Origin of the sequence: Rodentibacter sp. JRC1 (assembly GCF_020521555.1) — a bacterium.
In the GTDB taxonomy this organism is placed as follows: domain Bacteria; phylum Pseudomonadota; class Gammaproteobacteria; order Enterobacterales; family Pasteurellaceae; genus Rodentibacter; species Rodentibacter abscessus.
This window is the reverse complement of the sequence record NZ_BPWA01000001.1, coordinates 880657-907183: the sequence shown is the minus strand read 5'-3', so window position 1 is coordinate 907183 and position 26527 is coordinate 880657. Positions and strand designations below refer to the sequence as shown.

17 protein-coding genes are annotated in these 26527 nt (G+C 41.0%); 10 read left to right on the top strand and 7 right to left on the bottom strand.

Annotation, left to right across the window (positions count from 1 at the left end):
- Window positions 1-229: 229 nt before the first annotated feature.
- Window positions 230-1942 carry a proline--tRNA ligase gene (gene proS / locus HEMROJRC1_RS04075; protein ID WP_226691741.1) on the top strand — a complete coding sequence of 571 codons (1713 nt, stop codon included), beginning with the start codon at window positions 230-232 and terminating at the stop codon, window positions 1940-1942.
- A 132-nt stretch (window positions 1943-2074) separates the two neighbouring features.
- On the opposite strand, the gene HEMROJRC1_RS04070 is transcribed toward proS, so the two are convergent.
- The 5 genes from HEMROJRC1_RS04070 to ulaG form a co-directional block, all read right to left on the bottom strand.
- Complete coding sequence (locus tag HEMROJRC1_RS04070) at window positions 2075-2893, bottom strand: pyridoxal phosphatase (protein WP_226691740.1); 819 nt, start codon at window positions 2891-2893, stop codon at window positions 2075-2077.
- Window positions 2894-2957: 64 nt separating this feature from the next.
- A complete protein-coding gene (araD, locus tag HEMROJRC1_RS04065) occupies window positions 2958-3677 on the bottom strand; it encodes an L-ribulose-5-phosphate 4-epimerase (RefSeq protein WP_226691739.1) in 720 nt (239 codons plus the stop codon).
- Window positions 3674-4534 (bottom strand): L-ribulose-5-phosphate 3-epimerase, encoded by an 861-nt coding sequence (locus HEMROJRC1_RS04060; RefSeq protein WP_226691738.1) that lies wholly within the window; start codon window positions 4532-4534, stop codon window positions 3674-3676. The genes araD and HEMROJRC1_RS04060 overlap by 4 nt, the downstream gene beginning before the upstream one ends.
- 115 nt (window positions 4535-4649) lie before the next feature.
- Window positions 4650-5396, bottom strand: coding sequence for an HTH-type transcriptional regulator UlaR (gene ulaR / locus HEMROJRC1_RS04055; RefSeq protein ID WP_226691737.1), 747 nt, complete (start codon window positions 5394-5396; stop codon window positions 4650-4652).
- Window positions 5397-5479: 83 nt separating this feature from the next.
- Window positions 5480-6571 carry an L-ascorbate 6-phosphate lactonase gene (gene ulaG, locus HEMROJRC1_RS04050; RefSeq protein WP_194811261.1) on the bottom strand — a complete coding sequence of 364 codons (1092 nt, stop codon included), beginning with the start codon at window positions 6569-6571 and terminating at the stop codon, window positions 5480-5482.
- Between the two features lie 383 nt (window positions 6572-6954).
- On the opposite strand from ulaG, the gene HEMROJRC1_RS04045 reads away from it, so the two are divergent.
- The 3 genes from HEMROJRC1_RS04045 (at window position 6955) to HEMROJRC1_RS04035 (ending at window position 10054) form a co-directional block, all read left to right on the top strand.
- Window positions 6955-8769: a PTS ascorbate-specific subunit IIBC gene (locus HEMROJRC1_RS04045; RefSeq protein ID WP_226691736.1), complete on the top strand. Its 1815-nt coding sequence runs from the start codon at window positions 6955-6957 to the stop codon at window positions 8767-8769.
- Window positions 8770-8844: 75 nt separating this feature from the next.
- Complete coding sequence (locus HEMROJRC1_RS04040; RefSeq protein ID WP_226691735.1) at window positions 8845-9306, top strand: PTS sugar transporter subunit IIA; 462 nt, start codon at window positions 8845-8847, stop codon at window positions 9304-9306.
- A gap of 67 nt (window positions 9307-9373) precedes the next feature.
- A complete protein-coding gene (locus HEMROJRC1_RS04035; protein ID WP_226691734.1) occupies window positions 9374-10054 on the top strand; it encodes a 3-keto-L-gulonate-6-phosphate decarboxylase UlaD in 681 nt (226 codons plus the stop codon).
- A gap of 93 nt (window positions 10055-10147) precedes the next feature.
- On the opposite strand, the gene HEMROJRC1_RS04030 is transcribed toward HEMROJRC1_RS04035, so the two are convergent.
- Window positions 10148-10867, bottom strand: coding sequence for an MgtC/SapB family protein (locus tag HEMROJRC1_RS04030; RefSeq protein ID WP_226691733.1), 720 nt, complete (start codon window positions 10865-10867; stop codon window positions 10148-10150).
- 153 nt (window positions 10868-11020) lie between these two features.
- On the opposite strand from HEMROJRC1_RS04030, the gene rimO reads away from it, so the two are divergent.
- From rimO to HEMROJRC1_RS04015, 3 genes are all read left to right on the top strand, one after another.
- On the top strand, window positions 11021-12358 hold the full coding sequence (rimO, locus tag HEMROJRC1_RS04025; protein WP_226691732.1) for a 30S ribosomal protein S12 methylthiotransferase RimO: 1338 nt from the start codon (window positions 11021-11023) through the stop codon (window positions 12356-12358).
- A 22-nt stretch (window positions 12359-12380) separates the two neighbouring features.
- On the top strand, window positions 12381-14393 hold the full coding sequence (locus tag HEMROJRC1_RS04020) for an adhesin (RefSeq protein WP_226691731.1): 2013 nt from the start codon (window positions 12381-12383) through the stop codon (window positions 14391-14393).
- 682 nt (window positions 14394-15075) lie between these two features.
- A complete protein-coding gene (locus HEMROJRC1_RS04015) occupies window positions 15076-19365 on the top strand; it encodes a hemagglutinin repeat-containing protein (RefSeq protein ID WP_226691730.1) in 4290 nt (1429 codons plus the stop codon).
- A gap of 111 nt (window positions 19366-19476) precedes the next feature.
- Here the strand turns inward: HEMROJRC1_RS04015 and HEMROJRC1_RS04010 are convergent, their stop codons facing one another.
- Window positions 19477-21153, bottom strand: coding sequence for a ShlB/FhaC/HecB family hemolysin secretion/activation protein (locus HEMROJRC1_RS04010; protein WP_226691729.1), 1677 nt, complete (start codon window positions 21151-21153; stop codon window positions 19477-19479).
- A 268-nt stretch (window positions 21154-21421) separates the two neighbouring features.
- Between HEMROJRC1_RS04010 and asd the strand changes: the two genes are divergently transcribed.
- From asd to mutS, 3 genes are all read left to right on the top strand, one after another.
- A complete protein-coding gene (gene asd, locus HEMROJRC1_RS04005) occupies window positions 21422-22537 on the top strand; it encodes an aspartate-semialdehyde dehydrogenase (protein ID WP_226691728.1) in 1116 nt (371 codons plus the stop codon).
- Window positions 22538-22618: 81 nt separating this feature from the next.
- Window positions 22619-23563, top strand: a complete 945-nt coding sequence (locus HEMROJRC1_RS04000) for an alpha/beta fold hydrolase (protein WP_226691727.1) — start codon at window positions 22619-22621, stop codon at window positions 23561-23563.
- A 111-nt stretch (window positions 23564-23674) separates the two neighbouring features.
- Complete coding sequence (gene mutS, locus HEMROJRC1_RS03995; protein ID WP_226691726.1) at window positions 23675-26260, top strand: DNA mismatch repair protein MutS; 2586 nt, start codon at window positions 23675-23677, stop codon at window positions 26258-26260.
- Window positions 26261-26527 lie beyond the last annotated feature (267 nt).

The following is a 26527-nucleotide window of genomic DNA, read 5'->3' as shown; positions in this document are numbered from 1 at the left end:
AAAGTGCGGTTAAAAATGACCGCACTTTTTGTTATACTCTCGCCAATTTTTTCCATTATTATGTATCGTTGCACAAGGTGAAAAGTAGGGTGTGTTAGGCTTGCCGTAACGCACCAAACTTGGGTTTAACGGTGCGTTACGGCAAGCCTAACACACCCTACTTTTCACCTTGTGCAAGCGCTACATAATACCGATTTTTTCTCAATTTAAAGTATTTAAGGTTAATTCGATGCGTACAAGTCAATATTTATTCTCTACATTAAAGGAAACACCGGCCGAAGCGGCGATTGTGAGCCATCAACTGATGTTGCGTGCAGGGATGATTCGCCCTCTGGCTTCAGGTTTATACCACTGGATGCCGACCGGTTGGCGGGTGCTTCGTAAAGTCGAAAAAGTGATTCGCGAAGAAATGGATAAAAGCGGCGCACTTGAAATTAAAATGCCGGTTGTGCAACCGGCGGAACTTTGGCAGGAATCCGGTCGTTGGGATCAATATGGTCCGGAATTATTGCGTTTTACCGATCGTGGCGAGCGTGGTTTTGTTATTGGACCGACAAATGAAGAGGCTATTACGGATCTAATGCGACGTGAAATCACCTCTTATCGTCAGCTACCGATTAATCTTTATCATATTCAGACTAAATTTCGTGATGAGGTTCGCCCACGTTTCGGCGTGATGCGCAGTCGTGAATTTATAATGAAAGATGCCTATTCTTTCCACACTGATAAAGAAAGTTTACAACAAACTTATGATGTGATGTATCAAACTTATAGCAATATTTTCAATCGTTTAGGTTTAGATTTTCGTGCGGTTCAAGCAGATACGGGATCTATCGGTGGTAGTGCGTCTCATGAATTCCAAGTGTTGGCAAATAGCGGTGAAGATGATGTGATTTTCTCCACAGAATCGGACTATGCGGCAAATATTGAGCTTGCCGAAGCGGTTGCTATCGGTGAGCGTGGCGAACCAACCAAAGTGATGGAACTTATTGATACGCCGAATGCAAAAACGATTGCGGAATTAGTGGAACAATTTAATCAACCGATTGAAAAAACCGTGAAAACCTTGATTGTAAAGGGGGCTAGTGAAGAACAGCCTCTTGTGGCGTTAGTGATTCGTGGCGATCACGAGTTAAATGAAATCAAAGCGGAAAAATTAGCGGAAGTTGCCTCGCCGTTGGAATTTGCCGATGAGGCGGAAATTAAGGCAAAAATCGGCGCAGGCGTAGGTTCGTTAGGACCGGTAAATCTGACCATTCCGGCGATTGTTGATCGCTCGGTGGCATTGATGTCCGATTTCAGTGCCGGTGCGAATATTGATGGCAAACATTATTTCAATATTAACTGGGTACGTGATGTCGCCTTACCGAAAGTCGCCGATCTTCGTAATGTCGTGGAAGGTGATCCAAGCCCTGATGGAAAAGGTACGTTGCTTATTAAGCGCGGTATTGAAGTCGGGCATATTTTCCAGCTGGGAAAAAAATATTCAGAAGCGATGAATGCTACGGTTCAGGGGGAAGACGGTCGCCCAATGATTGTTACTATGGGGTGCTACGGTATTGGAGTAACCCGAGTTGTGGCGGCGGCGATCGAGCAGCATTATGATGAACGCGGCATTATTTGGCCGACAGATGAAATCGCACCCTTTACCGTAGCGATTGTGCCGATGAATATGCATAAATCCGAAAGCGTGCAACAATATGCCGAAGAATTGTACCGCACTTTACAGGCTCAAGGTGTGGATGTCATTTTTGATGATCGTAAAGAACGCCCGGGTGTAATGTTTGCGGATATGGAGCTTATCGGTGTGCCGCATATGATCGTCATTGGTGAGAAAAATCTTGCGAACGGCGAAATTGAATATAAAAATCGCCGTAGCGGTGGGAAAGAAATGATTGGAAAAGAACAATTATTAGATTTCTTAAAAGAAAAATTAGCGTAATAGAGCGAATTAAATTTAAGCGACCGGATTTTTTGGTCGCTTTTGCTTAGAAGAACTACGCGAAAGATTTTCGCTGAAAACGATATTAAAAAACCGACTTTTAGTGTTTAGTCGGTTTTTTATTTTATTGAATTAAATCGAAAAATACGTTTTCAATACATCGGCAATACCCGCTTCATTATTGCTACGAGTAATTAATTTTGCCTGCTGTTTCACTTCATCTTCTGCATTGCCCATTGCAACGCCTAGTCCTACGGCTTTAAGCATACTAATATCATTATGGTTATCACCAAAGGCAATAACCTGCTGTGGATCAATTCCCCACTCTGCTAATAATGCCAACAATCTTCCTCCTTTGGTATTGCCTGCATTTGCAATATCAATGCGATCAACCCAAGACCATTCACAGCTAAATTCGTCCTGTGGTAAGTCTGCAACAACGGCATTCATTATATTTTTATCAGGGGCGGAAATAACACATTTCCAAATTGGCTGATCGTGATCAATCACATCTTGAATACTCGCCACTTTACGCACATCAGGGCGGACTTCAGGCGGGCAACTTTCTACCCATTGAATAAATTTTGTCATATGCGGGTTGAGTTCGGCATAATTCATTGAATCTCTTGAGTACATTAAGAGATGACAATGATGTTTTTCCGCCACATCAAAAATCAGTTGTGCCTGTTGTTTGGAAAGGGGATTGGCAAAAGGTGTGCTATCGGTTTCAACGTCATAAACATAAGTGCCATTACAACAAATAATCGGTGTGGTTAACCCTAATTCCCGATAATAAGGTTTGACGGCGGTGTGGTGTCTGCCTGTTACTAAAATTACTTGAATACCTTTTTCCTGTAGTGTTTGAATTGCTTTTTTATTCTCAGCCAAAATTTGACCTTGTCCATTGAGTAATGTGCCATCAAGATCAAAGGCGACCACTTTATAATTCATATTCTCATTCCTTCTTGTTGAAAGAGGCAGTAAATACTGCCTCTTTAGTCTATCTGTTACTTAATTATTGCCCATAATAGGCATCTTTACCGTGTTTACGTAGGTAATGTTTATCTAATAATTCCTGTTGCATTGAACCGATATTCGGGCGAATTTGGTGGCTTACAAAGTTCATATAAGCCACTTCTTCCAACACGACAGAATTATGTACGGCATCAAAAGCATCTTTGCCCCAAGTAAACGGTCCGTGTGAATGAACCAGTACCGCAGGCACGGATTTTGGTTCAATCCGGCGTTTACGGAACGTCTCGACAATCACTTTCCCGGTTTCTAATTCATATTCGCCCGCAATTTCCTCAGGAGTCATTTTGCGGGTGCAAGGAATCGAACCATAGAAATAATCTCCTTGCGTTGTGCCCAGAGCCAAAATATCTTCCCCTGCTTGAGCCCAAGCGGTAGCGTGGCGGGAATGGGTATGCACAACACCGCCAATATCAGTAAATTGGCGATAAAGCTCTAAGTGGGTAGGGGTATCAGAAGACGGTTTTTTATCGCCATATACCCGATTGCCTTGCAGATCGACCAAAACAATATCTTCTACTTTCATTGTGTCATATTCAACCCCTGAAGGTTTGATTGCAACAATGCCTGTTTCACGGTCAATTTCGCTTACATTGCCCCAAGTAAAAGTGATCAATTTATATTTAGGTAATTCTAAATTTGCTTTAAAAACACGTTCACGCATTGCTAACAATGCAGGGGTTAATTCGGTTAATTGGCTCATAGGGTAAATCCTCCTTCTTGCATTTTTTGTTCGATCCAACGGCGTGCATTGATAATTTCTGCGATAGGCTCGTCTGCTTTTTCTGTCCACATTTCAATTAAAAACGCACCACGATAATTTAGTTCCGCTAAGGTTTTGAAACAGGCCGGGAAATTCACGCAACCATCACCGAAAGGCACATCACGGAATTGACCTTTGCAGGTTTCGGTTACTTTGTAAGTGTCTTTTAAGTGAATAGCGGAAATTTTGTCAATGCCTAATTTGAGTTCTTCGGCAACATTATCATTCCATGCGGAGAGATTTCCTAAGTCAGGATAAACGGTAAACCACGGGGATTTGATGATCTCGTCCCATTTTTTCCAACGGGAAATTGAACTCATAAATTTCGTATCCATAATTTCTACTGCGAGAGTAACTTGATTGCTAGCCGCTAATTCCACCGCCCATTCTAAGCCTTGCTGAAAACGCTCAATCGTGCTTTCGTCTTGTTCTTCATAATAGACATCATAGCCGGCCAATTGAATGGTACGAATCCCCGTATCTACCGCAAATTGAATGGCTTTTTCCATAATTTCATAGGCTTTTTGACGGGTTAGCTTATCATTGCTACCAAATGGAAAACGGCGATGCCCTGACAAACACATTGACGGAATGGTAACCCCTGTATTCACAATCGCTTTCACTAATTTTAAGCGTTCTTTTTTGCTCCAATCAAGACGGGCCAAACGTTCATCGGTTTCGTCAATAGACATTTCAACAAAATCAAATCCGCAGGCTTTGGCAATAGAAAGTCTATCTTGCCAGCTAATATTCTTAGGTAAGGCTTTTTCATAAATACCTAGTTTATGTTTTCTCACGGGAAACTCCTTAGTGTTTCTTTACAGCGATATTGGGTACCCACTTACCCAATCGTTTATTTCATTAAATTCTTCTTGTGTTGTTGCAAATTCTTGGTAAAAACTGACCGCACTTTTATGCCAATATTATCTCTAAACCTTTTTCTTTTAGGGCATTAATCATATTGGAATCAGCTTCCCTGCCTGTAATTAATAAATCAATATTTTTTAGGTCGGTAAATAACATTCCTACTTGTTGCCCCAATTTGGTACTGTCTAACAGCACGACATATTTGCTGGCTTTACTGGATAAACGTTGCTCTGAATTGGCAATAATCATATCCGTTTTATATAGCCCGTCTATCGTAAAACCTTTACCGCTGGTAAACATAATATTGGCTGCATAAGGGCTTTCATTTTGGTTAAGGGAAAGGGTAATAGCTTTATTGCGATTATATTGTCCCCCCATGATGACAATATCCTCGTGGTTATTTGCAATCAGTTGGTTTGCCAATGGTAGAAAATTCGTGATGATTTGTAATTTTCTGCCGCATAACCGTTCCCCCAACATCTGCATTGTTGATCCGCAGGTCAAAATAATCGAATCTCCATCTTGGCATAAACGACTCGCTGCCATTGCAATGCGTTGTTTTTCATCAAGATTGTTAATTGTTCGATTATAGGGATTAACTGGGGTTGAGGGGGGGAGCGCCTCCGCACCGTTACGCACTTTTTTCAAACGTCCCTGTTCTGCTAATTTATTAATATCACGTCTCGCTGTTGCCGGAGAAACTTCTAGCAATTCAATAATTTCAGCCGTGGAAAGTGCTTTTTTTTCAAATAATAATTGTAAAAGCCGCCGGTGGCGGTAATTTTCGTTCATTATATTTTCCTTGCTATTTTTATGACTGCTAATAATGAACAAAAAATGAGCCACCTTCAAGTGCAAAGGTGGCTTTTTTGTTGTTATAGCATTGATTTGAATTGAATATTCGGTTCGTGTTCAAAGCAATCATCAAAGCCACGCGGATGATGATATTCAATGAGATCTTTATCACGTGGATAAACATATTTTCCGCCCACTTCCCAAATGAACGGGTGGAATTTGTATTGCAAACGCTCTTTACGCATTTTCCACAATGCAATGATTTCATCAGTACTTGCCATAAAGTTTGTCCAAATATCGTGATGAACCGGAATAATCACTTTACAACGCAAACTTTCCGCCATTCGTAATAAATCCACCGAAGTCATTTTATCGGCGATACCGACCGGGTTTTCCCCGTAGTTATTTAATGCTACATCAATATCGAACTGTTTGCCGTGTTTGGCAAATTGAATTGAGAAGTGAGAGTCAGCACCATGGTAAATATTACCGCCCGGGGTTTTGAACACATAGTTCACTGCTTTGCGTCCCATTTCTTCATCAGAAGGACAAAGACCCGCTAATTCACCACCTTGTTCTTCCGCACCTTCCACAGGTAAAGTCACTAAACAAGTGCGGTCGAAAGAATCTAAAGCGTGAATTTCTACGTCTTTTAATTTCACCACATCACCCGGTTTTACAATGATAATGCGTTCTTCCGGCACACCCCATTTTTTCCATAATTCCGCACAATGCCAAGGACCAACAAATTTCACGTGATCTAATTTTGGATTATTCACGATAGCTGCAGCCACGTTTACATCAATGTGATCACTATGGTAGTGAGAAGCAAGAATAAAATCTACTTCGTTGATTGCAAATGGGTCTAGCACCATTGGTGCAGCACGCAAGTTAGGTTGTAATTTGCGTACACCCGCCATATTCGCCATTTGGTGACCACGCACCATATCTTTTACTTTCTTCGTAGATTTACCACGACCGCACCATAAATCCATACAAAGGTTAGCTCCGCCGGGAGTTTTAATCCAAACACCTACACAGCCCAACCACCACATGGCAAAGTTACCTTCCGGCACAACTTCTTGCTCAATTTCTTCATTTAACCAAGTGCCCCACTCAGGGAAAGTAGAAAGAATCCAGCTTTCACGGGTAATTTCTTGGATTTTGCTCATTGTAAACTCCTGTTAGTAGAAATAGAGGAACTAAATAATCAAAATTAATCATATATAATCATTTTGTTTTGTAAAATGATTTTTTTTAATTTTGTGATCTAGATCATGCTTTATTTTTTTACCCAAAAAATAAAGATAGTATTTTCAATCGGTTATATTTTTTTGTTAAAAATTAATAAAAAAGATAGTAAAGAGCGGTCATTTTTAAGTGAGTTTTTGAGATTTTGTGAAAAATGAAAATAAATTGTGATCAATCTCACAAAATATCAAAAATAATCTTTTTTATTCATATGGAGTTGTTATTATTTGCCTGTTTTGATTTCTCACCCATTAGAGAAACCAACTCCTAAGCCGTTTTTAAACAATGCAACAGAAGTTCTGTTATGGAAACATTATTAGATCTATTTATCATCTTCAGAGATCAGGTACTCAATAAAGCACCGCTTTTATTGGGGATTGTTGCCTGTATCGGTTATATTCTTTTACGTAAAGACACCACAACCGTCATCAAAGGAACAATTAAAACTATTGTTGGCTTTATGTTGGTTCAAGTAGGGGCGGGTGAATTAGTTAAAGGCTTCAAACCTATCATTGAAAAACTCTCCGAATATCACGGTTTAACCGGTGCAGTGATTGATCCTTACACCAGTATGCAGGCGACCATTGAAACTATGGCGGATAATTATGCTTGGGTTGGTTATGCGGTGCTACTAGCATTGGCACTGAATATCTTATTGGTGATGTTTAGACGTTTTACCGGTATCCGCACCATTATGCTTACAGGACATATTATGTTCCAACAAGCAGGATTAGTTGCAGTGTTCTATATGTTAATCGGTGCTTCGATGATGGAAACCATCATTTATACCGCAATCATTATGGCGTTATATTGGGGTATTTCTTCTAATATTATGTATAAACCGACTCAAGCGGTAACAGGCGGAGCGGGCTTTTCTATCGGACACCAACAACAAATCGCCTCTTGGATCGCCGTTCAACTTGCTCCGAAACTCGGTAATAAAGAAGACAGCGTTGATAATATGAAGTTGCCAAAATGGTTACATATTTTCCACGATAGCATCTCCGCAACCGTGCTAGTGATGACTGTGTTCTTCGGTATTATCTTACTTTCTTTCGGTTTAGATAATCTGCAAACAATGGCGGGCAAAACCCATTGGGCGATCTATATTTTTGAAACAGGCTTAAAATTTGCTGTTGCCATTCAAGTGATCGTTATCGGTGTGCGAATGTTCGTTGCTGAGCTTTCCGAAGCGTTCAAAGGGATCTCTGAGCGTGTTATTCCAAATGCTGTACTCGCCATTGACTGTGCGGCAATTTACGCTTTCTCACCAAATGCAATGGTATTCGGTTTTATGTGGGGGGCGATCGGTCAGTTCGTGGCAGTTGGTTTATTACTTGGTTTTGATGCCTCTGTTCTTATCATTCCTGGTTTTATTCCAATGTTCTTCTCTAATGCAACCATCGGTGTATTCGCTAACCATTTCGGTGGTTGGAAAGCCGTAATGAAAATCTGTTTCGTTATGGGTATTGTAGAAGTCTTAGGTTCTGCATGGGTCATTCACTTATTATCAACACAAGGTGCAACCTTTAACGGTTGGATGGGCATGGCGGACTGGGCGTTATTCTTCCCTCCGGTATTACAAGGTATCGTAAGCATTCCGTTCTTCTTCTTTGTTATCTTAGCTGCCGCATTCGTTTATATGGCGTTTGCATCGAAAAAATTACGTGCTGCCGAAGCTGCTGCCGCTGCTGCGGGCAAAACTCTTGAGCAAATGGACGGTTACGGTGTTGATGAGGTTGCAGATGAACCTGTTATGGCAAATACAACACAAAATGCACAGCAAAGTGCGGTCGAAAATAACGCTGTTTCTGAAGCCGTGAAACCTATCCGAATTCTTGCGGTGTGCGGTTCAGGTCAAGGTTCATCAATGATGATGAAAATGAAGATTAAAGGTTATTTAGATAAACGTGGCATTCCGAATGTGATGGATTCCTGTGCGGTTACCGACTATAAAGGTAAATTAGATGGTACAGATATCATTGTATCCTCAAAACATTTGGCCGGTGAAATCCAAGTGGGCGACGGCAAATATGTATTAGGCGTACAAAATATGCTCAATCCAAATTCATTTGGTGATGAATTAATCGAATTGATTAATAAATTCCAAAATAAATAACCCAAAGTGCGGTCAGTTTTCAGTTAAATTTGACCGCACTTATTCGGGACAAAACTCATAGCGAAGGAGTAAACAATGTTAAAACAATCCCTTATCGAAAATAACTCAATCAAACTTAATCAGCATGCAACTAACTGGGAAGATGCCATTAAAATCGGTACGGATTTATTAGTGGAATCAGGGGCGATTGAACCTCGTTACTACGACAATATTGTCAGTAAAATTAAAGAAATGGGACCTTATATCGTGCTTGCCCCGGGACTTGCAATGCCGCACGCTCGCCCTGAAGAAGGCGTTATCCGTACAGCATTTGCATTAACCACTCTTGCAGAACCGGTAGATTTTGATGGTGAAATGATTTCTGTACTTGTTACGCTCGCCGGTAGTGATTCCGACACCCATATGCAAGGTATTATGGAAATCACACAAGTTTTTGATGATCCCGATAATGATGACGGTATTAACATTCAAAAATTCTTAGATTGCAAAACCAAAGAAGATGTATTTGCTGTCATTGATACAGCACTAAATGCTTAATTAACAACGAGATGTAGGGTTGTTTTATCCTACCGATTTATTCCAAACTTTTAAGAGAGAACATACTATGTCTAAACCATTACTCCAAATCGCCCTTGATTCATTAAGTCTTGAAAAAGCCGTTGCCGATGCCAAACAAGCGGAATCCTTAGTGGAAATTATTGAAGTTGGTACCATTTTGGCTTGTGCAGAGGGAATGAAAGCAGTGAGTACATTGCGTGCTTTACACCCGAATCATATTATCGTGTGCGATTTAAAAACAACGGATGGCGGTGCTATTTTAGCTAAAATGGCATTTGAAGCCGGGGCTGACTGGCTTACCGTTTCCGCAGCCGCTCATCCTGCAACGAAAGCCGCTTGTAAAAAAGTAGCGGATGAGTTTAATGCCGCTCACCCGGAACTTAAAGTGAAAAAAGAAATTCAAATTGAAATTTATGGCAACTGGACGGTTGAAAAAGATGCCGAAGAATGGATTGATTTGGGCGTTAAACAAGCTATTTATCATCGTTCTCGTGATGCAGAACTTGCCGGTAAAGGTTGGACTGAAGAAGATGTAGAATTGATGAAAAAATTGTCCGCACTTGGTTTAGAGCTTTCCATTACAGGCGGTATCGTACCGGAAGATATTCATTTATTTAAAGAAATCAAAAACGCCAAAGCCTTTATTGCAGGACGTGCTTTGGTCGGTGAAAAAGGTAAAGCTACCGCTGAAGCGATTCGTGCGGAAATAGACAAATACTGGGCATAAATCGGGTTTCACCATAATTTTTAAGCCAAATAGGGTAAAACGATAAAGGTTCTACCCTATTTTATTACAAGTAGGAAAAAGGGGAGGAGGCAGTTAGTTTTCAAACAATTCCACACTTAATACATCCTCTTCCGTTTTGAGTAAAGAGTAAACATCTTTGATTATGGTATTATCAATGGCGAAACACCGAATTTGTACGCGTACTTCGCCATTTGCCAAATCTTTTACCGCAAGATTTTCAATACGGTAATCGTTTTGGATCAATAAATTTGCGATGATAGCTATCGCACCGGATGAACGGAGATGGATACTAATTTTGGTTTTCTTTTTGCGACCTTTTCGGCGGATTAAACGCTGTACCAGCGGGCTAAAGCGAATGGCGATTAGGATCATTGCCGTGGCAATAAAGGCATCAAAAATAAACCCTGCTCCGGTAGCAATCCCGATACCTGCTGCCGCCCAAATAATTGCTGCGGTCGTTAAACCTGAAATAGCATCATTCTTTTTATGTAAAATCACTCCGGCACCTAAGAAACCGATACCACTGATGACTTGAGCGGCAAGACGCATTGGATCGGTGCGAATATTTTCGGATACTTGGGCATAATGTTCCGCGGCTTGAATAGAAACAATAGTGAGTGTACAGGTTGTGATAGCAATAATAGCACAGGTTTTAATGCCGACCGGTTTGTGTTTTAGTTCACGTTCTAACCCGATAATACTACCTAAGATTAACGCCAAAAACATTTTTCCGAGAATGGTTAAGTGAAGAGACGCTAAAAGTGCGGTCAAAATAAGAGGTGGATTTTCCATAATGTAAGATTGCTTGATGATAATGGGGGAAATTCTAACGATTTGAAAAATGAAAATATACTCAAATTTACAATATTTTACGTTTATCTGTTCGACTTTAGATAGGAAGTTGAGTAGAATCGCGCGTTAAAAATAAGCAGAGAGATAGAATTTATGCAAACTTCTACTCCAAACATTGGTTTTGTGAGTCTTGGGTGTCCAAAAAATTTAGTGGATTCCGAACGTATTTTGACGGAATTACGCAGCGATGGCTATAACATCGTACCGAGCTATGAAAATGTCGATTTAGTAATTGTAAACACCTGTGGCTTTATTGATAGCGCGGTTCAAGAATCTTTAGAAGCTATTGGAGAAGCACTGGAAGAAAATGGACGTGTGATTGTAACCGGTTGTTTGGGCGCAAAAGAAGATCGCATCCGCGAAGTGCATCCGAAAGTGTTAGAAGTTACCGGGCCGCATAGCTATGAAGCCGTGATGGAACAAGTGCACAAATATGTGCCGAAACCTACGCATAATCCCTATATTAGCCTTGTGCCGAAACAGGGTGTAAAGCTCACACCAAAACATTATGCTTACTTAAAAATTTCTGAAGGTTGTGATCACCGTTGTACGTTTTGCATTATTCCTTCTATGCGTGGTGATTTGGAAAGTCGTTCTATCACACAGGTGTTGGACGAAGCCAAACGCTTAGCTGAATCGGGAGTGAAAGAGTTGCTTGTTGTTTCGCAAGATACTTCCGCCTATGCTATGGATGTTAAACGTCAAGAAGGGGGAGCAAAAACCGCCTTTTGGAATGGAATGCCAATTAAAAATGATTTAATGACCCTTTGTAAACAATTGGGAAAACTTGGTATTTGGGTACGTTTGCATTATGTTTATCCGTATCCGCACGTAGATGATTTAATTCCATTAATGGCAGAAGGTATTTTATTACCTTATTTGGACATTCCTCTCCAACACGCCAGCCCGAAAATTCTTAAAGCGATGAAAAGACCGGGCGCTATTGACCGCACTTTAGAGCGTATTAAAAAATGGCGTGAAATTTGTCTGGATCTAACTTTGCGTTCAACCTTTATTGTGGGTTTTCCGGGAGAGACGGAAGAAGATTTTCAATTATTGCTTGATTTCTTAAAAGAAGCACAGCTTGACCGAGTAGGCTGTTTTAAATTCAGCCCTGTTGAAGGTGCGCCTGCCACCGATATGGAAGAGCAAGTACCGGAGGAAGTAAAAGAAGAACGTTTCCACCGTTTCATGCAATTACAGCAAGAAATTTCATCTAATCGCTTAAAACAAAAAATCGGAAAGGTCATTGATGTTTTAGTCGATGAAATTGATGATGACGGCATTATCGGACGTTCTAAAGCCGATGCACCGGAAGTCGATGGTTTAGTTTATGTTGATAATTTAAGTGGTATCAATATAAAAGTTGGTGACATCATTAAAGTAAATATTACCCATTCGGATGAATACGATCTTTGGGGAACTTGTTAATTAAAAGTAAAAGGTAAATAAAATGTCTGAAGTTAAAAAACCGAGCGTTGCTCGTTTTGAAAAAGAAGTGGCGGCTAAAAATTATGAAGAAGCCTGTGTAGAATTGCTTGAGATTCTTGGTAAAATTGATTCGAATTTCGGTGATATTCAAGATATTGAATTTGATTGCCCTGAGCAACTAAATTCACTTGCGCAAGATAAAACCGTTTATTTTTGTACACGTATGGCAGTGGCGATTACTCAGTTATTTAGTGATCCGAAATTAGAAATTTCTCTTTCCGGTGCACAACGTTTCTTAACATTACAACGCTGGTTAAACCTGATTTTTGCTGCATCGCCTTTCGTGAATGCAGATCATATTTTACAAACGTATAATCGTAATCCTGCCCCGGAAAACCCATTGGATATTCATTTGGATTCTTCAAAATCCGCAGTAATTAAATTCTGTATTTTATATTTACCGGAATCAAACGTTAATCTGAATTTGGATGCGTTATGGGATATTGATCCGGAACTTTGCGCCTCCCTTTGCTTTGCACTGCAGTCTCCTCGTTTTATCGGGACGCAACAATCATTCGGTAAACGCGGTGCTTTATTACAATGGTTCCCTGAAAAATTAGCTCAGATTAATAACTTAAATAATCTTCCTAGTGGTATCTCTCACGATGTGTATATGCATTGTAGTTATGATATTAATTCAAATAAACATTTAGTGAAAAAAGCACTAAATCAAGTTATTCGTCGTCATTTGCTTGAATTAGGTTGGGAAGATCGTGATGTGACCAAAATAGATACTCGGAACGGCAAACCGGTGATGGTGGTATTGCTTGAGCATTTCCATTCTGCGCATTCTATTTATCGTACGCATTCAACCTCAATGATTGCGGCACGTGATCGTTTCCATTTAATTGGTATTGGTGGTCAAGCGGTAGATGAAGCGGGCAGAGCTGTATTTGATGAATTTCATTTATTAGAGGGTAGTAATATCTTTGATAAACTACACTTTATAAAGAATATTTGTAATGAAAATGGAGCTGCGGTGTTTTATATGCCGAGTATCGGTATGGATCTCACCACCATTTTTGCAAGTAATACAAGACTTGCGCCGATTCAAGTGATTGCATTAGGTCATCCGGCAACAACACATTCCGATTTCATTGAATATGTTATCGTAGAGGATGATTATGTCGGTTCTGAAGATTGTTTTAGTGAAACCCTATTACGTCTGCCAAAAGATGCGCTTCCTTATGTGCCGTCTGCTCTTGCTCCACAAAATGTAGAGTATCGCTTGCGTGAAAATCCTGAAGTAGTGAATATCGGTATTGCTTCGACAACGATGAAATTAAATCCGTATTTCTTGGAAGCATTAAAAGCAATTCGTGATCGTGCAAAAGTAAAAGTGCATTTTCACTTTGCTCTGGGTCAATCAAGCGGTATCACACACCCGTATGTTGAGCGTTTTATTAAAACTTATTTAGGCAATGATGCAACCGCACATGCCCATTCTCCATATCACGAATATCTCAGAATTTTACATAATTGCGATATGATGGTGAATCCGTTCCCATTTGGCAATACTAATGGCATTATCGATATGGTAACCCTTGGTTTAGTGGGTGTTTGTAAAACCGGTCCGGAAGTACATGAACACATTGATGAAGGTTTATTTAAACGTTTAGGTTTGCCGGAATGGTTAATTGCAAACACTGTTGATGAATATGTAGAACGTGCAATACGCTTGGCTGAAAATCACGAAGAACGTTTAGCTTTACGCCGTCATATTATTGAAACCAATGGTTTGAAAACACTCTTTACCGGAGATCCAAGCCCAATGGGTAAAGTATTATTGGAAAAATTCGAGGAGTGGAAAGTCGCAAATTTAGGTGAGAAACCGAAGAAAAAAACGGTGGCTAGGAAGACAACAACAAAAAAAACCGCTGAGGCGAAAACCACAAGTAAAAAAGTGCGGTCAAATCCGAAGGTAAATCTACGGAAAAGAAAAATTCCGGAAAACCACGAAGAAACCGGAAAATAGTTAAAAATCCCTAAAAGGGGTTTCGCATCGTTGATAAAACCTCTAGATATTTGTCTAGGGGTTTTTTATTGATGTATTAAAGGAAATATCGGTGTAAGAAATGTCCATAAATTTCTAATATGTTCTTTAGATGATGAGTAATCTAATCACCTATCCCGAAAACTACTTTTAGAATCAGATTGAGTATCTTTGAATTTATCCGTACTTTCATTCTTTTAGAGTGGCTGTCTACCCTGATGTTGCTCCCCGTGCTTGTACAAAATTATGTCGACAGTTATTTGGTTACTATCAGGAATAAATTCCACTTTAATTGAGTCGTTTGAAAAATATGAATTTGTCAGCAATGTGAATTTGCTTCATTCTTCGTAATAGTCAAATTTTAGAGGTTAAAAATAAACCAAAAAAATTTTGTGGATAAGTAAAAGGAGCTTGGACAAATTTGCTTGTATTTTGTGATTTATTTCACATTTTTACAATTTTCACAAAAATAATTCATAATTTTTTCACATTCTTCGCATAGAATACGCATTTGATGCGAGATAATCATTCTTATTTAACAGATGATTGTGTATTACGGCTCAATGGTTTGGTTTGTCAGTGTAGACAAAAACCAACAATTCGTAGCGGATAAGCTTGAACTAGTGCTTACCGGTTAATGTTTCTCTCTTCATTTGGATTTTCTATGCGAAAAATGACACTTTCAAAAATAGCGATAGCCTTGTCTGTGTGCTACGCCTCTTATAGTTATGCTGATATTCAAGTTGCTAACGGCAATACTCAAATTTCAACCCAAAAAGGGGTAGAAATTGTCAATATTGCCACCCCAAGCCACGCGGGTTTATCCCATAACCAATATAATAAGTTTAATGTTGATAAGGCAGGGGCTGTGCTAAACAATGCCCGTCAAGCAAGCCAATCTCAATTAGCGGGTCAGATTGCGGCAAACCCTAATTTGCGTCAGCAATCGGCGACAGTCATTTTAAATGAAGTCGTCAGCCGTAATCCTTCACACCTTGCAGGTAAACAAGAAATTGTGGGGCAGCGAGCCGATTATGTTTTGGTTAACCCAAACGGGATTTCGGTTGACGGTGGTGGTTTTATTAATACGCCAAGAGCCTCTTTAGTGGTGGGGAAAGCCACCGTTGAAAGCGGTAAATTAACGGGCTATCAAATAGAAGGTAATCAGAGCCTAACAGCCAAAGGGGCGATTTCAGGTGAAAATATTGATTTAATTGCCCCAACGGTGAGTGTTTCAGGTAAGCTCAATGCCGAGGGGGATGTCAATGTATTGATGGGGCGTAATCAGGTTAAACGTGATGAAAGCGGGCAATTAACCGTAACAGTTTCGCCACAGCAAGGGCAAGTGTTAGACGGTAAAGTCGCAGGCAGTATCCAAGCGGGGCGGATTCGTATTCACTCCACCGATGAGCGAGCAACCTTAGCCATTAATGGAAGCGATCTCAGTGCGAAAGAAGTTGTGATTACTGCCGGAAATGCCAAGTTAAACGGAACAATCACGAAAAAATCAACGGATACCCATCGGGAGATTAAAGAGCCAAATAAAGTCGTGGGTTCTAATTCAAAATGGGCAGATAAGGAGCTTTTCCAAAAAACGACAATAAAGGCGGATAACGTTGCCATTGTCGCTTCTCATCAGGCAGAAATTAAAGGCACAGAGATTAATGCTAAAGAGGTGGTAATTGTAGGAGAGAATACCCACTTAGGTTCAACGAAAACCGTAGATCGCCACTCATCAACTGAAAGTCGGTTTAAGGGGAACTTCAAACGCCACGAGGAAGACAATAGCAAAATAGAAACCGCCCATAAAACAGTGGTCAATGCCGATAACGTTAAACTGGTTGCGACAAAAGAGAAATTAAGTGGAACAGCACTACAAATCAATGCCAATAGCGTAGCGTTACACGGCGAAAAAGGGGTCTCTTTTAAAGGCGATCAAGAAATTAATGTATATGATGCCATCGCTAATTTCCGTAATGAACCTAAAAAGCGTAAAACGGGGATAAGTACCCAAACGGCGATTGCTAATAAATATGTTGCCAGCGAGCTGAATGTGAAAAATGATTTAGTGATTTCAGGTCATCACGTTGATTTTGCCGGTACTATTGGGCGGATTGATGGCGATTTAGTCATTGAGAATAAAGGCAAACTCTCTTTCGTTTCTGAGGAAGTGAAAAATTCCCACGTTGTTGATGATAAAGAGAAGTATTGGGGCGGTTTAGCAGGTTCAAAAGCACTAGCCTCGACCCGTAATGATTTTGAACAGCAAGGTTCGGATTTTACCGTAAAAGGGACCATTCTAGCGGATGCTCAACAAGGGGTAAGAATTTCTGGTAGCCGTGTGATTTCCGGTCAAGATGCGTTAGTCAAAGCCAATGACGGCAGTGTAACCTTAGATACGGTGCAAGACTATCATTCCTACTCAGAAAAAGGGCGTAAAGGTATCATTTTCGATATTACTAAAGAACGTCATCGAGGCTTTAAAACCACCTATACGTCAAAAGGTTCAGATTTAAAATCCCAATCCAATTTACAGCTTGTTACCAATAAAAATGTCAATATTATCGGTAGCCGTGTTCAAGCGGCCGGATTATTAGATATTTCTGCAAAAGGAGATATCAATGTACGAGGAAGCCGAAACGAACTTAGACAAGTTTTACATCAATCTGGGATTGGGTTTAGCACCAAAGTGGAGAAACCTACACTCTCATTAGATTATGAGGGTGTTGCTAAATCCACGCTTGAAACCACGAAAAATTTGATTACGGGCAAGATCAATATGGATCAAGCGGCTCAAGGTCTTGCGGATAATGTGAAAGATAATCTGAAATTTAAAGGTCAAGCCAGTGCGACCTTAGGTTTTTATAACAAATCCCAATCCGTTGGCGAAACCACGCACACACCTTCAGAAGTCAGTGGCGGCACAACCCAACTTTCTGCGAATAATGTTAAGGTCAGTGGCAGTAAAATTAGTGCGACATCGGGCGATCTTAACATCAACGCAAATAATGTCGCCACCTCAGCACAGCATAATAGTGGTTATGACTCAAATGTGAATACCGCTTTTGGTATCACCAACACCGTAACCGTAACAGAAAGTGCGGTTACAAATAAAGTTGATTTAGGGATTACCCACAAAAATACTCTTAAACAAGGTAGTACGCCACAAGGAAGCCAATTAGCCGCTCAAAATAATTTAATAATCAAGGCGAACAATCAGATTCAGCACAAAGGCACAAGCCTCACTGCGGGCGGAAATCTTGCCCAAAATGGGCAAAAGGTCAGCCACACGCCTGAATATAGCACTGAAGAAAGTAAGCAAAAACACTTTGATTTAGGTTTATCTTTGACAACCTCAGTGGATAAAAATAAAGCCTTAAGTGGTAGCCTAGTGCTAGGCATTTCGGGAGGTCGTGAAAATAATGCACAAACGAATGCACAGAGTACGGCATTACAAGCGGGTCAAAATATCAACGTGAATGCAGACAAACTCACTGATGTTGGCACACAATATACCGCAGGCAAAAATGTGAATTTAAATTCACAAGAGCATCGTATCCAATCGGCTCAAAACACCAAGCAAAATGAAAAAGTCAGTGGTGGCTTAACCATTGGTGTGAGTGCGAGCTCCAAAGATTTAGCCACAGCCAATGCGGCGGTCAATGTTGGAATCCATTTCCAAAAAGATCAAAGTAACTCAACAACGGCTCATATTGCTAACGTACAAGGTAATAATGTCAATATCAACACGGGCAAACTGAATAGCCAAGCAGATATTTCGGCGAAAAATGATGTGAATATCACTGCCAACACGGCGAATTTCACACAATCCCAAAATACAAGCTCCCATAAAGGCGGTGGCTTCACCTTAAATGTTGGCGTGGGTGCTTTAGTCATTCCGTCTGCTGGAGCGGCAACCCCTTCTGTCGATGTCAATTTCACCGCTAATGGGCATAAAGGCAACCGTCTTGATGCGGTATTACATAATGTTCAAGGCGGCAATAATGTCGGCATTCACGGCAAAGGCGAGGTAAACCTTCAAGGCACGAATGTTCAAGCAGGCAATAATGTGGCGATTAGTGGAAACACCGTCAATGTGCAACCTGGGCATAGCAACGTGCAAGACCTCAATGTCAGTGTTGGGGGGGGCGTAAATGTCGGTGCGAACGGTGCGAGTTTAGGCATTAATGGCAATGTGAAGGTGCATCACGAAAATAGCACAACACATCAAGGTGTCGCTATTAACGGTAAAAACGTCCATATCAAAGCCGAAAATGGGGTGAACTTAACAGGAGTTAGCTCAAATAGCACCAACCTTACCCTCGATGCAGGCAAGGGGGATCTCCACTTAAATGCCGCCAAAAATAACGTCAATAAAACCGATGTAGAAGCGGGCTTAGGCTTAAACGGCGGTTTAAGTGGCAACACTTGGACGCCAAGTAGTGGTTCAGGCAAGTTAAATGTTGATGTTGTGCGTAATGAAACCCATACCACCACAGATTTAACCGCCCAAAATGCGACCCTTTCAGGCAACAACGCTCACTTTAACGGCAGCAGCATTAACGCTCAAAATGTGAAAAATCAGCTAACAGGTAGCGTGAGTAGCACATCTGTTACAGATAAAATCAACGAAACCAGCGTACATCTTTCCGCTAACGGCAGTGGTAAATTCACCCCTTATCCTGCGAATAATTGGCAAGAAAGTGTCAAAAAAGACTGGAATAATGGCACCATTGCAGGCGTAAAAGCCGATGTCAATGTGAAAGTCGATGCCACCAAAAAAGAGACGGTCAAACAAGGTGGAATCAACCCACCAAAACCACAAGTGGTAAAAGATCAAAAGGTGAAAACCGATGTGAAATTAACCACGAATGTGAAAGAACGCTTAGAACAAGAAGCGAAAAAACGCCTAGAAATGATAAAACGTCGCCAGCGTTTTATGAGACGTAGATAATTGCTGATCTGAAAAATAGGAGGAAAATGGTTTTTCCTCCTCTATAAACGTTTACAAGCGGTCAAATTTGCCAAGAAATTTGACCGCTTGTTTTTTCAACTTTTTTTACGGTTAAAACTGAATACTCACATTCGTGCTGAATCGGTGTGATTTCTTTTGCTCATTGGGAGCGAAGTATTTACCTGTTGCCCATTCGAGGCGAAGTGTGTAGCGATCTTTTTGTTGGAGTTGAAACCCAACTATGCCTGAAATCGCTTTAGTTGAATGGCTTGGGGTAAACTCTTGAGCGTGGTTTGCCGATACATTTCGCTGTATCCCCATATCTATCCCCGCATAAGGTTCAATTTGCCAATTCTTCCATTGCTTAACCCAAACTAGCGTATTTTGTAGGCTCAAGGCTTTCTCTGTGGCAGAAGAAAACGTCCGAAACCCCCGTACATTATAGCGATCAAGCAAATCTTGTTGCTTTAGACTCGGGAGAAGCCGTTGGCTATATTGTCCTTGCAAACGGTGTTGCTGACGAAAGGTTTGCCCGAAAAAATACCGATATTGAATGTAGTCAAGGCTTGCATTGAATTTATGGTAAGGCTTATAGAATTGCTCAAGATTATGGCGATAGGACGGTTTACCGTATTCGTAGCTAATATCGGTTAAAATCAGCCCGTTTTCCCGTAGTTGGAGATGATTTAGCCCGATTGTACCGCTCGTTATGGTTGGGCTTTGAATTTCATAAATCACATCCGCCAGCCCGTTTTTAGCATTGAGGTGGTCGAATTGGGCATAAGCGGTAGTTACGCTATTCGTCCCTCGATGAAAGACCTTTTCTGCCCGTATGCCCCACTGCCAAGTTTTCCCGTGCTGGACAAGAGTGTTCTGATTTAAGGTTAAATCCGCTTTATATTGAGACATCGAACCAAAAGTGCTAAACCGCCAATAGCCATAAGGGACGGAATAATAGAGAGCAAGGCTACGATTGTAAGGGTAAAACCCCGAACGTAACGAATGGCTACCACTAAGGCTTAGACTATCCGATAGCCCGAAAGGGCTATCAATATTGACATACCCACGTCCAATCCACTCACCCGTACTTTTAGTGCCATCATTATCCACTGAAAACCGCCCCGATAGTCGTTGTTGATAAGCATTGTGTAGTGCCAATTCAATATTACCTTGTGAATCAGGATAGACATCCACCGTTACCGTGCTGCCGAGTAATGAATTGGTTTGATCCAGCCCTTGATCGAGATCCCGCACATTTAAGGGTTTACCGATTAAATTTGGAAAAAGCATTTTGGCATTCACAATACTACTTTCACCCGAAATCTTCGTCAGCTTGCCCTCGACTACCTGCATAATCAGCCGGCGTGTACCATCACTTTGAAATTGAAATGGGTTATGCAGATAACCTGCTTTCAGATACGCCGCTGTGACATTTTGACTAAGTTGGTTCAGATAGTCTTCATTGATACATTTCCCCGGCGGTGGGAGCAATGGCTCGGTAGGAATCAGTGTAATACCACGCAGTTCAATTTCATCAAAGGGCAAACAGGTTTGGTTATAAGTGTGCGTATCAGTTTCGACAGTGGTGGATTGGTATTTTTGCTTGCTTAGTCGTTGTTGGAGGAGCTGATTTTCGAGTTCATTTAGCTCTTGCTGGGCTGATTGATAGAGTGAGCGGGGGGGCGAGGGAGCATTTTCTGCCAAAGCTTGTTGAGTAAAAATAAGTCCAATTGAAGTATAAAAGGCTAGGGGACGTAAACCTAGAAGAGTACGGTGAGCTATAGTCATGTTTGAATAATGTAGGAAAATATAAATTAGTGAATTGGAAAGATTCTACTAAAAGGGCGGCATAAAGCAAATAAAATTTACCCGATATAACCGGTTAAAATTCCTGAAGAGGCTGTCCTATTTAAAAAATCGCCGAAAGAGAATTTTATTGACCGGAATTAATGAATTCACAAATTTATTGATATTACCGATAAAAACACTTGATTTTGATTACTCTATCTTGTAATTAATAGAACCATTCAAACACAACATAACAAAGGAAAAATTTATGAAAAATGTCGGTTTTATCGGATGGCGCGGAATGGTTGGTTCCGTATTAATGGATCGTATGGTGCAGGAAAATGATTTTGTGGGTATAAACCCAATTTTCTTCACCACATCACAAGCGGGACAAAAAGCTCCGGTATTCGGTGGCAAAGATGCAGGTGAATTGAAAAACGCCTTTGATATTGAAGAACTAAAAAAATTAGACATCATTGTTACTTGTCAAGGCGGTGATTATACAAATGAAATTTATCCAAAATTAAAAGCTACCGGTTGGGATGGTTATTGGATTGATGCAGCCTCTGCATTACGTATGAAAGATGATGCGATTATCGTATTAGATCCGGTGAATCAGCACGTGATTTCCGAAGGCTTGAAAAACGGCATAAAAACTTTCGTGGGTGGTAACTGTACGGTGAGTTTAATGTTAATGGCAATCGGCGGTTTATTTGAGAAAAACTTAGTAGAATGGATCTCTGTAGCAACTTACCAAGCCGCTTCGGGGGCGGGTGCGAAAAATATGCGCGAATTACTTGTACAAATGGGATTATTACGTGATGCTGTGAAAGAGGAATTAGCAAACCCGGCTTCTTCAATTTTAGAGATTGAACGTAAAGTAACGGCAGAAATGCGTTCCGATAGCTTCCCGACAGAAAACTTTGGTGCGTCGTTAGGCGGCAGTCTCATTCCTTGGATCGACAAACTTCTTCCTGAAACAGGGCAAACCAAAGAAGAATGGAAAGGTTATGCCGAAACCAACAAAATTTTGGGTTTAAGTGACAACCCGATTCCTGTTGATGGTTTGTGCGTACGTATCGGGGCATTACGTTGCCACAGCCAAGCATTTACCATCAAATTGAAAAAAGATTTACCATTGGAAGAAATTGAGCAAATTATTGCGTCACATAATGAATGGGTTAAAGTGATTCCAAATGATAAAGAAACCACATTGCGCGAATTAACTCCGGCAAAAGTAACCGGTACATTAAGCGTACCAGTCGGTCGCTTGCGCAAATTGGCGATGGGATCGGAATATTTGGCGGCTTTCACTGTGGGCGATCAATTATTATGGGGAGCGGCAGAGCCGGTTCGCCGTATTTTAAAACAATTGGTGGCATAAATCATCGGGTGTGTGAAACGAAATTTCATGCACCTTTCTCATCTCCGAATATTATTTTATCGAGATTTTTTTGAAGTATTTATGATCCGAGAACCAAAGTTTACCCAATTTGCCTTAGTCGAACTTTTGCCTTTCTTCGAGCAATTTCCCACGCAATTTCTAGTGGGAAAAAACAACATCAACATTGCCTATCGTCATTTCACACACAACGAAAGTGCGGTCAGAAAATTGATGGTTTTAGTTAATGGCAGAGCGGAGAATATGTTGAAATGGTCGGAGCTTACCTATGATTTTTATCATCAAGGCTATGACGTTCTGCTTTTTGATCACCGCGGACAAGGCTATTCGGGAAGACTTTTAAAAGATACGGAAAAAGGGCATTTAGATGAATTTCGTTTCTATGTCGATGATATGGCAAAAGTGATTGAAAAAACGACCGCACTTTTTGAGTATCAAACTCGACATTTGCTTGCCCATTCTCTTGGTTCGTTAATTGCTACCTATTATTTGGCAAATTGTGATCATCACATCGAAAAAGTCGTATTATCTTCCCCGTTTTTCGGTGTACCGCTAAAACATCCGATTCGTGATGAACTCATTGTCGCGGCAATGAATTTGCTTGGGCAGGGAACCCGTTATGTTTTTGGCAAAGGCGCTTATAAGCCAGCACAGTTAGAGAATAACGAACTCAGTTTTTGTAAAACCCGAATGAAGTGGATGAATCGGATAAATCGAAAATATACCGAGCTTCACCTCGGCGGCCCCACTTTTCGTTGGGTACATTTATGTCTCAATGCGATTAAGCGATTACCCACCGTTCTCCCGCGTATTGAAATTCCGGTGTTAATACTACAATCGGAAAAAGAAAAAATCGTAGATAACAAAACTTTAGAAAAACTGACCGCACTTTTCCCCAATGCACATTGTGAACCGGTACAGAACGCGAAACACGAGATTTTATTTGAACGGGATGAGTTAAGATCAAAAGTGATGAACCAAATAACTCAATTTTTTGAAAAGGGATAATTTGAATTTGTTCTTGATTGCTATTGGCTTTTTTCTTTCTCAAGTCCTAAAATACCCTACATTTATTCATCATATTTTTGTCTATTTTCTTAGTCTAAAACAGGTAACTTAATGATTTCAGAAGAAAATTTTTCTCAACACACCCCAATGATGCAGCAATATCTCAAGCTTAAAGCGGAGAATCCGGATATTTTGTTGTTTTATCGAATGGGGGATTTCTATGAGCTGTTTTATGATGATGCGAAGAAAGCCGCCGCACTATTGGATATTTCTTTAACGAAGCGAGGGCAATCGGCAGGGCAACCAATTCCTATGGCGGGAGTGCCTTATCACGCGGTGGAAGGCTATTTGGCGAAATTGGTGCAGTTGGGGGAACCTGTCGCTATTTGTGAACAAGTAGGTGATCCTGCTACAAGTAAAGGGCCTGTTGAACGTCAAATCGTACGCATTGTTACACCAGGCACAGTGAGTGATGAAGCCTTATTACCGGAACGGCAGGATAATCTGATTGCCGCCGTGTACCAAGAAAAAGATAAATTCGGTTTGGCGACATTGGATATGACTTCCGGGCGTTTTCAACTTTGTGAGCCTTCAGATAAAGAAACCTTACGGGCAGAATTGCAACGCATTGCGCCGGTTGAACTGCTTTACTGTGAAGATTTCAGTGAAATGGCAGCGATTGAACATTGTAAAGGCTTGCGTCGCCGACCTATTTGGGAATTTGAACTCAGCACCGCGATCACCTTGTTAAACCGTCAATTTGGAACAAAAGATTTGCACGCCTTTGGGGTGGAAAAATCACCGCTTGGTTTGAGTGCGGCAGGCTGCCTGTTGCAATACGCAAAAGAAACCCAACGCACGGCATTACCGCACATTCAAAGTATCAGTGTGATTCAAAATCAAGACTGTGTTCAACTTGATGCGGCAACACGCCGTAATTTAGAACTTACACAAAACCTTGCCGGCGGAACAGAAAATACCTTGGCTTCCGTATTGGATAAATGTGTTACCCCAATGGGGAGCCGATTGTTGAAACGTTGGATTCATCAACCTATTCGCAATATGCAAAAATTACAACAACGGCAACAAACTATTGCGGAAATTCTTAACTTTGATCTTGTTGGTGAATTGCAACCTTATTTACAACAAGTCGGGGATATGGAACGTATTTTAGCCCGTGTTGCATTGCGTTCCGCACGTCCGCGTGATTTAACACGTTTGCGCACCGCATTGGCTCAAATTCCTGAGTTAAGTTCTATTATTCAACAAAAAACACCCCCGTTTTTAACCGCACTTTTCAATCAAATTAGTGATTTTAGCGAGCAATACGATCTGCTCCAACGTGCGATTATCGAGACACCGCCTTTATTAATTCGTGATGGCGGCGTGATTGCAGAAGGCTACAATAGTGAATTGGATGAATGGCGGGCCCTTTCTGACGGTGCAACACAATATCTTGAAAATCTTGAAAAACGTGAGCGCGAAAGTACGGGAATCGATACGCTTAAAATCGGCTTTAATGCGGTGCACGGTTATTACATTCAAATCAGCCAAGGTCAAGCGCATAAAGCACCGATTCATTACGTACGCCGCCAAACGTTGAAAAATGCCGAGCGTTATATTATCCCCGAGCTCAAAGAATATGAAGACAAGGTACTGAAATCGAAAGGAGCGGCATTGGCATTGGAAAAACAACTTTACGATGAATTGTTTGATTTATTGTTACCGCATTTAGGTGCATTGCAGCTAGCCAGCCTGACGTTGTCGGAGCTTGATGTATTGGTGAACTTGGCAGAGCGTGCCGATACCTTAAACTACGTGATGCCGACTTTCAGTGATGACATTCGTGTAAGCATTGAGAACGGTCGTCATCCTGTTGTTGAACAGGTTCTAAAAGAACCGTTTATTGCGAACCCCGTTGAATTAAATTCGGATCGCCATCTGTTGATTATCACCGGCCCTAATATGGGGGGAAAAAGCACTTATATGCGCCAAACCGCATTGATCACACTGATGGCGTATATCGGCAGTTTTGTGCCGGCAGATAGCGCACGAATCGGCATAATCGATCGCATTTTCACCCGTATCGGTGCCTCGGATGATCTCGCCTCCGGTCGTTCCACTTTTATGGTGGAAATGACGGAAATGGCAAATATTCTTCATCAAGCTACGGCTCAAAGCCTTGTTCTTATTGATGAAATAGGGCGTGGAACTTCCACCTATGACGGGCTTTCTCTTGCTTGGGCCTGTGCGGAATGGTTGGCGAAAAAAATTCGTTCCCTCACTTTATTTGCCACGCATTATTTTGAACTCACCGCCCTACCGGAACAGTTTGAAGGCATTAAAAATGTGCATTTGGATGCCTTAGAACATAACAACTCCATTGCTTTTATGCATGCGGTACAAGAAGGGGCAGCCAGCAAAAGCTACGGTTTGGCGGTGGCGGCATTGGCAGGCGTGCCACAATCCGTCATTAAATTGGCAAAACAAAGATTAACTCACCTAGAGAAAATCTCAGGACATTCGGCGGATCAGCAAATTCAAGCTTTGCGTGAAACCAATCAAAATCAAGGGGAATTAATGTTTGAACAAGAAAATGATGCTTTACGTGAAGCCATTGAAAAACTCGATCCCGATGAACTCAGCCCAAAACAAGCTTTGGCTTATTTGTATCAGTTAAAGAAAATGGTGAATTAAAACGTTCAGAAAATTATACACAATCACTTTGAACGATTGTTATGTTCACGACAATGTTGGCAAGCCGGTATTCAAAATTTAAAGATTTGTGACCGCACTTTGAGTTGCTCTCATAAGTTGGGCGATGCCTACAATTAGAATAGCTGGGTTCAATGAAGTATCGAAAATGAACCTTGATGTTTTGGTTAAATTTTTAGAGAACGGTTAGATTTTGTCCATTACACCGAATATAAGTTATCTAAATAAGAAGGGAAAACCAATTAAATG

What these genes read in the sequence shown, in the direction of transcription:
- proS (WP_226691741.1), top strand. Translation starts at nt 230, where the DNA reads ATGCGTACAAGTCAATATTTATTCTCTACATTAAAGGAAACACCGGCC.
- HEMROJRC1_RS04070 (WP_226691740.1), bottom strand. Translation starts at nt 2,893, where the DNA reads ATGAATTATAAAGTGGTCGCCTTTGATCTTGATGGCACATTACTCAAT.
- araD (WP_226691739.1), bottom strand. Translation starts at nt 3,677, where the DNA reads ATGAGCCAATTAACCGAATTAACCCCTGCATTGTTAGCAATGCGTGAA.
- ulaR (WP_226691737.1), bottom strand. Translation starts at nt 5,396, where the DNA reads ATGAACGAAAATTACCGCCACCGGCGGCTTTTACAATTATTATTTGAA.
- ulaG (WP_194811261.1), bottom strand. Translation starts at nt 6,571, where the DNA reads ATGAGCAAAATCCAAGAAATTACCCGTGAAAGCTGGATTCTTTCTACT.
- HEMROJRC1_RS04045 (WP_226691736.1), top strand. Translation starts at nt 6,955, where the DNA reads ATGGAAACATTATTAGATCTATTTATCATCTTCAGAGATCAGGTACTC.
- HEMROJRC1_RS04040 (WP_226691735.1), top strand. Translation starts at nt 8,845, where the DNA reads ATGTTAAAACAATCCCTTATCGAAAATAACTCAATCAAACTTAATCAG.
- HEMROJRC1_RS04035 (WP_226691734.1), top strand. Translation starts at nt 9,374, where the DNA reads ATGTCTAAACCATTACTCCAAATCGCCCTTGATTCATTAAGTCTTGAA.
- HEMROJRC1_RS04030 (WP_226691733.1), bottom strand. Translation starts at nt 10,867, where the DNA reads ATGGAAAATCCACCTCTTATTTTGACCGCACTTTTAGCGTCTCTTCAC.
- rimO (WP_226691732.1), top strand. Translation starts at nt 11,021, where the DNA reads ATGCAAACTTCTACTCCAAACATTGGTTTTGTGAGTCTTGGGTGTCCA.
- HEMROJRC1_RS04020 (WP_226691731.1), top strand. Translation starts at nt 12,381, where the DNA reads ATGTCTGAAGTTAAAAAACCGAGCGTTGCTCGTTTTGAAAAAGAAGTG.
- HEMROJRC1_RS04015 (WP_226691730.1), top strand. Translation starts at nt 15,076, where the DNA reads ATGCGAAAAATGACACTTTCAAAAATAGCGATAGCCTTGTCTGTGTGC.
- HEMROJRC1_RS04010 (WP_226691729.1), bottom strand. Translation starts at nt 21,153, where the DNA reads ATGACTATAGCTCACCGTACTCTTCTAGGTTTACGTCCCCTAGCCTTT.
- asd (WP_226691728.1), top strand. Translation starts at nt 21,422, where the DNA reads ATGAAAAATGTCGGTTTTATCGGATGGCGCGGAATGGTTGGTTCCGTA.
- HEMROJRC1_RS04000 (WP_226691727.1), top strand. Translation starts at nt 22,619, where the DNA reads ATGATCCGAGAACCAAAGTTTACCCAATTTGCCTTAGTCGAACTTTTG.
- mutS (WP_226691726.1), top strand. Translation starts at nt 23,675, where the DNA reads ATGATTTCAGAAGAAAATTTTTCTCAACACACCCCAATGATGCAGCAA.